This is a genomic window from Lactobacillus huangpiensis, from assembly GCF_019972815.1.
Taxonomy (GTDB): Bacteria; Bacillota; Bacilli; order Lactobacillales; family Lactobacillaceae; genus Lactobacillus; species Lactobacillus huangpiensis.
In genome coordinates, this window is record NZ_BPPA01000003.1 from 25,805 (window position 1) to 37,291 (window position 11,487).

Here is an 11,487-nt window from a genome sequence, read left to right on the forward strand (position 1 = left end):
GTGGTTAATTAGATGGATTTTACGTTCGATTCTGACGACAATAAAAATGCTGTCATCAAAGTTATTGGTGTCGGCGGTGCTGGTGGTAATGCTGTTAATCGAATGATCGATGATGGCGTACAAGGAGTATCTTTTGTAGCTGCTAACACAGATGTACAAGCATTAAATAGTAATAAAGCTGAAAATAAAATTCAGCTGGGGCCAAAGTTGACAAGAGGACTTGGAGCTGGCTCTCATCCCGAGGTAGGTCAAAAAGCTGCTGAAGAAAGTGAGCAGACAATTGAAGATGCCCTAAAAGGTGCAGATATGATTTTCATTACCGCTGGCATGGGTGGCGGTACGGGAACTGGTGCTGCGCCAATTGTAGCCAAAATTGCACGAGAAACTGGTGCATTAACAGTTGGCGTTGTTACTCGTCCTTTTACATTTGAAGGACCCAAAAGGTCTAAAAATGCAGCTGAAGGCATTTCTCAGTTAAAACAGTATGTTGATACGCTTGTTATTATTGCTAATAACCGGTTGCTGGAAATGGTCGATAAAAAGACTCCTATGATGGATGCCTTTAAAGAAGCAGATAATGTTTTAAAACAGGGTGTTCAAGGTATTTCTGATTTAATCACTTCAACCGACTATGTTAACTTGGATTTTGCTGATGTTAAAACTGTTATGGCAAACCAAGGTGCTGCTTTAATGGGAATTGGTCGTGCAAGTGGGGAGAACCGGACTGTTGAAGCAACTAAACTGGCAATTTCTTCACCGTTGCTTGAGGTTTCAATTGATGGCGCTAAGCAGGTTCTCCTGAATATCACCGGTGGACCTGATTTGACTTTATTTGAAGCACAAGATGCTTCTGAAATTGTTTCAAAGGCTGCAGGCGATGATGTTAATATCATTTTTGGTACGTCCATTAATCCTAATTTAGGAGATGAGGTTGTTGTCACTGTTATAGCTACAGGAATAAATTCACAAGCAGAAGAGGAAGCATCTAAACAGCTTCCTGGTCACAGTCACCAGATAAAGTCACAACCTAGTCAAACCAATTCCTCTGGGCAAAATACAAATTCGGTTGAGAGACATGTTGAGCCCAGACCTTCAACTGATGATGGCTCGCAAACTGTTCAGACTGCTCCAAAACATAAACCTATGGTCGATCCAACAAGTGTATGGGGTTTGGATAACGATGATGAAGGAAATCGTCGCTCAACACCATCTGCCACAAATCAGGAGGAAAGATCGAGCTCGTTTGATGACGACGATCAAAGCAGTATTTCACAAATCGAAACCAACGCTTTTGATGACGATGATACTGATGATATTCCATTTTTCAGGCATCGTGGTGAAAACTAATAGGAGGCAAGAAAAATGGCTTTTAGTAAAATAGGTAAATTTTTCGGTGTTGCAAATGATGACGATGAAATGCTGGATGATGAATATGCAGAAGACCAACAATTAAATAATGAGGACAATTATTCTGCTAGTGCTGTTGATCGTGACAATGTAGTTTCGATAAAATCCGGTATGAATGCGGCTAAGAGCAAAATTGTTCTTTACGAGCCACGTGTTTATTCTGATGCCAAGGATGTTGCACAAAACTTGTTGAATAACAAAGCAGTGATTATTAATTTTAGCAGGATGGAAGATGCTTCTGCTAGGAGAGTTGTTGATTTTATAACGGGGACAGTTTATGCCCTGAATGGTGAAATTCAACGTATCGGCGATAAAATATTTCTGGCAACACCTCCTAAATTCGTTACTAATGGCAAAATTAGTGACTTAGTTGATAAGAAAGATACTTTAAGTTAATGGCAGCAAATATCATATATTACGGTATTAATATTGTTGATTATATAATATGGATCTACAGCATTATTATGGTAATTGATGCAATTTTAAGTTGGATTCCTTTTTTACGTGATTCAAGTCTCGGTCGTATAATTAATCTGATAATTGATCCTTATTTAAACCTTTTTCGTAAGGGACCGATTTTAAGACTCTCTAATGCCACCGGGTTGGATATTTCATTTCTAATTGGCTTACTTTTACTTTATTTTGTGCAAAATTATGTCTTAAGATGGATCGCAAACATTTTATTTAGATTGTTTGTTTAATTTTTATAAAGAGCTGATGAATTTCATGATTTGTCAGCCTTTTATTTTTTTGAATAATGCAAATAGTTTCCTTTGTTAAATGAATGTCTTTTAAAGTTCATGCTATAATAATTTTAGAAAAGACCAATGTGTCTTTTTACCTTCATTAACAGGGGGCATTGTGTGAACACAAAAAACATAGCAAAACGAAGTGCTTATGCTAAGAATGTTTTATTTAAAGGTGATTTATCTGATCAGAAAATAGTAGATAAGATGACTGGACTCATAAATAACGCTCTTGACAAGCATGAAGAAGTTTTAACAGATTTTCTGAATCCTGGAGAAAGGGATATTCTTAAAAAAATAGCTGGTGCTGAAGTTTGTTTGCAGAGCTTTGGTGGGCATTTAAATGCTGAAAAGAAAAGAGTTTTAATAACTGAAGACTGGGATAATATTGCGCCTCTTGCATATCAGGTTACTGTTTTTAATATTGAGTATCCTCAGAAATTTACTTTTTTGTCACATAGTGCAATATTAGGAAGCCTAGCTAATGCAGGTATAGAAACCTCAACATTTGGCGACATTATTACCGATGGCAATGGCAAGTGGCAATTTTTTGCTAAGAGCGAACTAACAGATTTTTTTCAACATGAAATCACCTATATAGGTAGGACAAAGGTTAGAATAAGACCTAGTCTAAATCAGAAAGTAATAGCAGTTGATGATGAAAGTGAACTGTTAACTGCAATTGTTTCTTCACTGAGGCTGGATGCAGTTTTAGCTTCAATCACAAATGATAGCAGGCAGAAAGTAAAAACATGTATATCAGATAATTTGGTTAAATTAAATTGGCATAGTGTCAAAGATTTTAATATAATGGTTAATGAAAATGATGTCCTAAGTTTAAGACATTTTGGCAGATGTGAAATTAAAGATATATCAAGGACACGAAAAGGCAAGTATAAGGTGGTGTATAAGCTATGGCAGACGAAAAAAAGGAATCGCAGAAATTGACTCCGCTTGAAATTCATAATAAAGAATTCAAAAAGAGAGGTTTAAGTGGCTATGATAGGCGCGAAGTAGACAGTTTTCTCGACCAAATAATCAATGATTATGGTGACGCGTTAGATCAAACGGTTGACTTGAAGAATGAAATTGTGCATTTGCAAGAACAGGTTTCAGATTTACAAAAACAAGTTAAACAGTACAAGCAGAATGAAGATGCTACGAAAGAAGCTGTAGGTAACGCTAAAATTCAGGCAGAAAGAATTATCAATGATGCTACAGTTCAAGCCGATAATACTACTGAACAGGCAAAAATTGATACTGATTATCAACGTCAGCAACTTGAAACTATTAAATCTGACTATGAACGTGTGAAAAAGGAAGCTTCAGGTTATCGCTCTTATATTCAAGATCTTTTACAAAAAGCAATTGAAAATCTTAATGATGAAAATTGGCAAAAAGCACTCGATAAATATTTCGATACTGAACGATTTTATCCCCCAGATGGTGCTGAACCTATAATGTTAACTGATGAAGACGAAGATGTCGATGAAGACGATGATGATGAAGATATCGACGAAGACGAAGAAGTAGAGGTTGACAATGGCATTGATGATGAAGTAAACTTTGAACAAGACACTGAAGAAGATAATAATAGTCCTAAACCAATGACTGGTGACAGTCCTAGTGTTGAAACTGTTAATAACGAAGATACTAGTTCTAATAATGGCTCTGGTACTACTGTTATTTTCCCAGATGACTATAAAAATCATTAATAACAAACTGACAGTAAAACTTGAGAGCAATTCAGCGAATTAGCGATGGTGTGAGACTAATATAAGAGCTTAATGGTTGATCAGCTGTTAGCATTAGTTTGTTACGTTAGTTGCACGATACGCAATCGTTAAGTGGAGTTTAACAACTCAATTTAGGTGGTACCACGATATTAACCTCGCCCTAATCTTAGGACGAGGATTTTTTTATAGGGAGGATTAAAAAATGAGAGTGAAAAATACACTTAATATGGGTAAAACCAAATTTAAGATGCGGGGCAATTTGCCAGTTCGCGAAGCGCAATGGCAAAAAGAGTGGGAAGAAAACAAATTATATGAACAAAGATTAAAACTGAATAAAGGAAAGCCGAGATTTGATTTACATGATGGTCCTCCTTTTGCAAACGGTAATATTCACATTGGCCACGCTATGAACAAAGTTTCAAAAGACATAATTGTTCGTTTTAAAAATATGAACGGCTATTATGCTCCCTATGTTCCTGGTTGGGATACTCATGGTTTACCAATTGAACAGCAATTAACAAAACAAGGCGTTGATCGCAAAAAGATGAATCTTGCGGATTACCGTCAGCTTTGTCAAGATTTTGCCAGTAAAGAAGTTAAAAAGCAAATGACTGACTTTAAGCGACTGGGAGTAATGGGAGACTGGGACCACCCTTACATTACTTATCAACCCGAATACGAAGCAGAAGAAATTCGCGTCTTTGGTAAAATGTATGAAAAGGGTTATATCTATAAAGGTAAGAAACCTGTTTATTGGTCACCTTCAAGTGAATCAACATTGGCAGAAGCTGAAGTTGAATATCATGATATTAAGTCACCTTCGATTTATGTTTCATTTCCTGTAAAAGACGGTAAGGGCATTTTAGATCCGAAAAATACATATTTCTTAATTTGGACAACTACACCTTGGACTATCCCTACTAATCAGGGTATTACAGTAAATCCAGGGTTTGATTACTCTGTAGCTCAGGTCGGTGATAAGCGCTATGTTGTTGGAACTGATCGTTTAGAGGCTGTTGCTGAAGAATTAGGTTGGAAGGACTATGAAGTAGTTCAACATCTTAAGGGTACTGAAATGGACCATATGGTTGCCAAGCATCCTTTATACGATCGTGATTCTATTTTGATGAATGCGATGCACGTTACTGCTAGTGATGGTACTGGACTAGTTCACACGGCTTCTGGTTTTGGTGAAGATGACTATAATGTTGCTCAAAAATATGGTATTCCTGTGTACAGTCCAATGGACGACAAAGGTTGCTTCACTGAAGATATTAACGATCCAGATTTAGCAGGGTTGTTTTATGATGATGCCAATAAAGTCGTCAGTGAAAAATTAAAGAAATCAGGCAATTTACTTAAGCTTAGCTTCTTTACTCACTCTTACCCTCATGATTGGCGTACAAAGAAACCTGTGATTTATCGAGCTACTACACAATGGTTTGCTTCAGTTGAAAAGTTCCGTCAACAGATTCTTGATCAAATTGATAAGGTTAAATTCACGCCATCATGGGGTCAATTACGCTTGCATAATATGATTAAGGATCGTGGTGATTGGGTAATCTCAAGACAACGTGCATGGGGAGTTCCATTGCCAATCTTTTATGCAGAAGACGGTACTGCGATTGTCACACCAGAAACTATTGAACATATTGCCCAGATTTTTGCTAAAGAGGGGTCAAATGCATGGTATAGAAGAAGTGCTAAGGAATTGTTGCCAGACGGATTTACTTCTGAGCATTCACCAAATGGTAAATTTACAAAGGAAAAAGATATTTTAGATGTTTGGTTTGATTCCGGATCTTCTCATCAAGCTGTTATGGCTAAAAGACCAGATTTGAATTTCCCATGTGATCTATATCTTGAAGGCAGTGATCAGTACCGTGGCTGGTTCAATTCAAGTCTGATTACAGCTGTAGCTGCCACGGGTAAAGCACCTTATCGCGGTATTTTGTCTCAAGGTTTCGTTTTAGATGAAAAAGGACATAAAATGTCTAAATCGTTAGGTAATGTAATTTCGCCAAACGACGTTATCAAACAAATGGGAGCAGAAATTATTCGCTTGTGGGTAGCTTCTGTAGACACTACTTCTGATGTTGCTGTTTCGCAAAATATTTTGCGCCAAGCTTCTGAAAGTTACCGCAAAATAAGAAATACTTTCCGTTATATGTTGGCTAATACTTCTGATTTTGACCCGCAAACAAATAGAGTCGCTTATGAAGATCTAAACTCCATTGACCAATATATGGAAGTTAAACTCAACGATTTGGTTAAAATTTGTCTTGACAGTTATGAGCGTTACGACTTTAATAATGTTTATAAAAAGATTTTTGCATTTATTTCTAATGATCTTTCAGCATTTTATTTGGACTTTGCCAAAGATGTTCTTTATATTGAGAGTAAAAATAGTCATGCAAGAAGGTCAATGCAAACAGTGATTTATGATGCAGCAGTTAAGTTGGCTAAGGTTTTGACGCCTGTCTTGCCACATACTATGGAGGAAGTTTGGTCTTTCTTAAAGGAAAAAGAAGATTACGTCCAACTTGCTGAAATGCCTGAAATTGAACAATATGCAAATCATGATAATCTCCTTGATAACTGGAAGAAGTTTATGAATTTCCGCGATGATGTTTTGAAAGTCTTAGAAGAAGCACGAGATCAGAAATTAATCGGTAAATCTTTCGAAGCAGCAGTTACAGTTTATCCGACTGATGAGATGAGAGCAGTTTTAGCCAATCTAGATGCAAACTTTAGGCAAATTTTAATAGTTTCTAAATTAACTATTGCTGATGGTGAAGCACCTGCAAATGCAGAAAAATTACCAAATGGTGCATTTCTTGTTGAACATGCAGAAGGTGAAGTTTGTCCTCGGTGTCGTATGATCAGAACGGATATTGGAGCTGATAGCGAAGTACCAATGCTTTGTGGCAGATGTGCTAAAATTGTTAAAGAAGATTATCCTGAAGCTGTACAAGAAGGTTTAGAAGAATAATGCGTTACGGTAAGGTAAAGCAGTTTGATCAAAACAGTAGTTTTGGTTTTATCACTGACGATGAAAATCAGAAGGCGTACTTTGTCTTTTATACTGCTATTAAAGAAGAAGGATATCGTCGCTTACATGTCGGACAAAAAGTCAAATATCAGCTCGCTCAAGGAAAAAATGGATTGCAATGTGTTAATGTATATTTAGCTGATTAGCAGGAAAGTGAATAATGGATTTAACAGAAACTGAAATCTCTTCAAAACAAATTTTTACAGGTCGTATAGTTGATCTTTCAGTAAGAACGATCAAATTGCCTAATGGTGAGACTGCTACAAGAGAAGTAGTAAAACATCAACCTGCATCAGCTGCTATAGCTGTGAATGAAAAGCAGGAAATGCTGTTAGTTGAACAATGGCGTGAGCCTATCAAAGAGTTGACTTTAGAAATTCCAGCAGGTTTAATAGACGAAACTGATGCTAGTCCACTTGATGCAATGAAAAGAGAGTTAAACGAAGAAGGCGGCTATCATGCAGACTACTGGGAAAAGATAACTGAGTTTTATTCATCTCCCGGTTTTACTAATGAGAAACTCTACTTATTTTATTGCGATACATTAACTAAATTGACTGATAAAAAAGATCTTGATCCTGATGAGTTTTTAACTAGTCATTGGTTTAGTTTGGAAGAGTTGAAAAGACTTTCGGCACAGGGTAAAATCGTTGATGCCAAGACATTATATGCAATGAGTGTTTGGGAAAACATGCTGCTCACCGGTGCTGACGCAAAGGAATAAAATGACTGAAAAACGATCTGATTACCGTAAAAAATTAAAACATAAAAAAAGCAAAAACTTTTTGAATACAATTAAATCTGCTTTTGACGATAGTGATGAAGAAGTTGATGTTAATCCTGATTTTACCCGTGATAAAGATGAAGTTGCAGAATCAAATAATTTTGCAAATGACAGGGTAAAAAAACAGGAGCAGGCTCCAAGAAGAGAAGAGACCAAATCTCAGTCTCAGTTAACCACAAGTCAAGAAAAAGCATTAAAGCTGAAAAGTAAACTTAACCGTGCAATTTTAATTGTTGCTGTTTTAATTATTTTGGTTTTATTAGCGTTATTTCACTTATAAAAATAAAACGAGGGTAAAAATGAAGATAGCGATTATTGTCCCAATGGAAATTGAGGCTGAATATTATCATAAGTATTTTCACTCTGGTCACAAAGAAATGTTCGGATCTACTACATTCGAGCATTTTTGCGTTAACCACAATGATTTGTACATTGGTTTGAGTGGAATTGGCAAAGTGCAGGCTGCTATGAATTTAGCCAATTTACTAAGCAATGTTGATATTGATTTGATTTTCATGACTGGTACGGCGGGATCATTGCAAAAGCAAGTTCACAAAGAAGATTTGATTTTAGCTGATTCGTTTGCATATCACGATGCTCATAATACTTTGGCAGGTAATTATGTTGAAGGACAAATACCTGGAGAACCAGCTAAATTTTACTTAAATTCCTCTGAGAGAAAGGAATTTGCACATTTTTTGCAAGAAAACAACATTGAATTTAAAGAGGGATTAATTGTTACAGGTGATTCCTTCATTGGCTCTGAGAAGCAAAAAGATGAGATTAAGCAAAATTTTGCTCACGCATTAGGTGTTGAAATGGAAGGAGCTGCTTTTGCACAGGTAGCTTATCATTTTAAAAAACCTTTGATAGCTGTACGAGCTATTTCTGACAATGGAAATCAAGACGCGAACGAGGATTTTGATCAATTTGCTCAAAAAGTGGGAGCTAAGGCTGCAAGGATTATTTGTACTTACATAGAGAAGATGAATTAACAAATGACAGAAATTTATCTGGACAATGCTGCTACGACACCAATGTCGCCTAAAGTAATCGACGTAATAACCGGTGAAATGAAAAACAATTTTGGTAATGCCTCAAGTACTTATGAACTGGGCCGCAAAGCACGACATGTTATTGATCAGGCAAGACAAGAAGCTGCCAGAATTATTAACGCAAAGGAAAATGAAATAATTTTTACTTCAGGTGGTTCAGAAAGCAATAATACTGCTATTTTTGGGACTGCTCATGGTCGTCAAGATATCGGTAAACGTATAATTACAACCAAGATTGAGCATCCATCTGTTTTAGAGCCGATGAAACGTTTAGAAAGTGAAGGCTATGAAGTCATATATCTTGATGTCGATGATAATGGTTGTATTTCACTCGCCGATTTAAAAGATGCACTAACTCCACAAACTACCTTAGTTTCCATTATGGCCGTTAATAATGAATTGGGAACAATTAATCCTTTGACTGAAATTGGCAATATAGTAAAACAAAGCAATGCATACTTTCATGTTGATGCTGTACAAGGATTAGGCAATATAGATCTTGATGTTGTTAAGATGAATATTGATTTATTATCAACTTCAGCTCATAAAATAAATGGTCCTAAATTTCTTGGATTTTTATATGAAAAGAACTCGCTTAATTTACCGCCTCTAGTTTATGGTGGAGAGCAAGAAACCAAGCGTAGAGCAGGAACAGAAAATGTGCCTGGAATTGCTGGTTTTGGTGAAGCTATCACTGAAATTGCAGCGATAGATAAAGAAAATTTGCAAACTAAATATCAGAACTTGCAAAATCTTATTTTAAATGAGCTCAATCAATCTAATGTTAAATATCAAGTTAACGGTGGAACAAAAAAATTTGATTCTCATCATGTGTTGAACTTGCATTTTAATGGTATTCCAACAACAGTTTTGCAGACAAATTTGGATTTAGCAGGCTTTGCTGTTTCAGGGGGATCTGCGTGTACTGCAGGTTCAATTGAACCATCCCATGTTTTAGTTGCCTGTTTTGGTAAAAATTCTCCGAGAACAAATGAATCTATTCGCATTTCTTTTGGACGTTACACCACTGAAGAAGAAGTTAGAGTCTTCGCAAAGGAACTAGCTAAAATTGTGAGCAAAATCCAGAATAAATAAATTTAATTGCTTTTTTAGTTAAATATGCTTATTATTAGTAAGTGAGGTAGAATTATGGCAAATACAGTTATTATTAATGGGGATAAACGCAAGTTTACCCTTAGTCCAGAACTAAAACTATACGCTCTGATTGATGCAGGTTTTGTTAAAACAGTTAAGGGTAATTTTAATTATGAGCATCCACTTTATAATGATTCGCCGTATAATGCTCCAACTAAACTGAAGATGACCATAAATAAAGAAATGACTCATCTGACCATGGTTGTCACAGACAAAAATGGTTTACAAAAGGTCAACATTTTTAAGAACGAAAAATTAGCTCCTACTGTTGAACTTTTAGATTATATATTAAAGGATTTAGAAGAGCGCAATATTATTGTTGCTGTAAAGGATTGATTAATTTGGTAAAGAAAAAAACCAGAGTTGTAGTTGGCATGAGTGGGGGAGTGGACTCTTCCGTTTCGGCACTCCTTTTAAAAGAACAGGGATACGATGTAATTGGCGTATTTATGAAAAATTGGGATGACACTGATGATTCTGGTGTCTGCACTGCTACTGATGATTACGAAGATGTAAAAAAAGTAGCAGATCAAATCGGGATTCCTTACTATTCAATCAATTTTGAAAAAGAATATTGGCATCGCGTTTTTGAGTATTTTTTAAATGAATATAAAAAAGGCCGTACGCCTAATCCGGATGTTATGTGCAATAGTCAGATAAAGTTTAAATCATTTTTAGAGTTTGCACTTAATCTTGATGCAGATTACATTGCAATGGGTCATTATGCGAAAACTATAACTGACAAAAATGGTATCACTCATATGATGCGCCCTAAAGATGGCAATAAGGATCAAACTTACTTTTTAAGTCAATTAAGCCAAAATCAGATTAGTCGAGTTATTTTTCCATTGGCTAATTTAACTAAACCACAGGTGCGCGAAATTGCAATCAAAAATGGTTTGGCTACAGCAAAAAAGAAGGATTCAACTGGTATTTGTTTTATTGGTGAAAGAAATTTTCGCAAATTTTTGAGTGAATTTCTGCCGGCTCAATCTGGAGAGATGATCACACCAGATGGAAAAGTAGTTGGCCATCATGCAGGACTAATGTATTATACAATTGGTCAAAGATCAGGATTAGGGCTTGGTTCAACAAAAGAATCAACTGCTCCATGGTTTGTGGTTGGTAAGGATCTACAAAAAAATCAATTGATCGTCGAGCAAGGATATGACAGCAAATTGCTTTACGCAACTGAATTGGAAGCTAGTGATATGTCATTCTTTACCGGACAGCCTGATCACGATTTCAAAATTCATTGCAGTGCCAAGTTTCGTTATCGCCAACCTGATGTTGGGGTAACGATATCTTATGATGCAGAAAAAAACAAGGCGAAAGTATACTTTGATGAGCCAGCCCGGGCAGTTACACCCGGACAAGCTCTTGTTCTTTATCAGGGTGAGGAATGTCTTGGTGGCGGCAATATTGATTGTGCCTATCAAAATGATCTTCAGCTTCAATTAGTTTAATATCACTTGAAAGGAAAATGTTTATAAACATTTTCCTTTTTATTTGTCTTCGTTTTCTCTTTTAAACTATTAAATGATAAACTAGA

13 protein-coding genes are annotated in these 11,487 nt (G+C 36.1%); all 13 read left to right on the top strand.

The window, feature by feature from the left end; genetic code table 11:
* Positions 1-12 precede the first annotated feature (12 nt).
* Positions 13-1,347 (top strand): cell division protein FtsZ, encoded by a 1,335-nt coding sequence (gene ftsZ, locus LDM90_RS03350; RefSeq protein ID WP_223896625.1) that lies wholly within the window; start codon positions 13-15, stop codon positions 1,345-1,347.
* 15 nt (positions 1,348-1,362) lie between these two features.
* Positions 1,363-1,803, top strand: coding sequence for a cell division protein SepF (locus LDM90_RS03355; protein WP_045927999.1), 441 nt, complete (start codon positions 1,363-1,365; stop codon positions 1,801-1,803).
* Positions 1,803-2,108: a YggT family protein gene (locus tag LDM90_RS03360; protein WP_223896624.1), complete on the top strand. Its 306-nt coding sequence runs from the start codon at positions 1,803-1,805 to the stop codon at positions 2,106-2,108. The genes LDM90_RS03355 and LDM90_RS03360 overlap by 1 nt, the downstream gene beginning before the upstream one ends.
* A gap of 177 nt (positions 2,109-2,285) precedes the next feature.
* Positions 2,286-3,101, top strand: a complete 816-nt coding sequence (locus LDM90_RS03365) for a YlmH family RNA-binding protein (RefSeq protein ID WP_223896641.1) — start codon at positions 2,286-2,288, stop codon at positions 3,099-3,101.
* Entirely contained in the window at positions 3,068-3,868 is an 801-nt protein-coding gene (locus LDM90_RS03370) for a DivIVA domain-containing protein (protein WP_223896623.1), read from the top strand. The genes LDM90_RS03365 and LDM90_RS03370 overlap by 34 nt, the downstream gene beginning before the upstream one ends.
* Positions 3,869-4,091: 223 nt before the next feature.
* Positions 4,092-6,881, top strand: a complete 2,790-nt coding sequence (gene ileS / locus LDM90_RS03375) for an isoleucine--tRNA ligase (protein ID WP_198211748.1) — start codon at positions 4,092-4,094, stop codon at positions 6,879-6,881.
* Positions 6,881-7,087 carry a cold-shock protein gene (locus LDM90_RS03380; RefSeq protein WP_198179357.1) on the top strand — a complete coding sequence of 69 codons (207 nt, stop codon included), beginning with the start codon at positions 6,881-6,883 and terminating at the stop codon, positions 7,085-7,087. Before ileS ends, LDM90_RS03380 begins: the two co-directional genes overlap by 1 nt.
* A gap of 14 nt (positions 7,088-7,101) precedes the next feature.
* Positions 7,102-7,665, top strand: a complete 564-nt coding sequence (locus tag LDM90_RS03385; protein WP_034979378.1) for an NUDIX hydrolase — start codon at positions 7,102-7,104, stop codon at positions 7,663-7,665.
* A gap of 1 nt (position 7,666) precedes the next feature.
* Positions 7,667-8,005 carry a hypothetical protein gene (locus LDM90_RS03390; RefSeq protein WP_198211749.1) on the top strand — a complete coding sequence of 113 codons (339 nt, stop codon included), beginning with the start codon at positions 7,667-7,669 and terminating at the stop codon, positions 8,003-8,005.
* Positions 8,006-8,024: 19 nt separating this feature from the next.
* Complete coding sequence (locus tag LDM90_RS03395; RefSeq protein WP_223896622.1) at positions 8,025-8,720, top strand: 5'-methylthioadenosine/adenosylhomocysteine nucleosidase; 696 nt, start codon at positions 8,025-8,027, stop codon at positions 8,718-8,720.
* A gap of 3 nt (positions 8,721-8,723) precedes the next feature.
* Entirely contained in the window at positions 8,724-9,875 is a 1,152-nt protein-coding gene (locus tag LDM90_RS03400) for a cysteine desulfurase family protein (RefSeq protein ID WP_198211751.1), read from the top strand.
* A 54-nt stretch (positions 9,876-9,929) separates the two neighbouring features.
* The gene (locus tag LDM90_RS03405; RefSeq protein WP_034979365.1) at positions 9,930-10,271 is read left to right on the top strand and encodes a DUF1831 domain-containing protein; all 342 of its coding nucleotides are present in this window, start codon (positions 9,930-9,932) and stop codon (positions 10,269-10,271) included.
* Between the two features lie 5 nt (positions 10,272-10,276).
* Positions 10,277-11,401, top strand: a complete 1,125-nt coding sequence (gene mnmA / locus LDM90_RS03410; protein ID WP_274381254.1) for a tRNA 2-thiouridine(34) synthase MnmA — start codon at positions 10,277-10,279, stop codon at positions 11,399-11,401.
* Positions 11,402-11,487 lie beyond the last annotated feature (86 nt).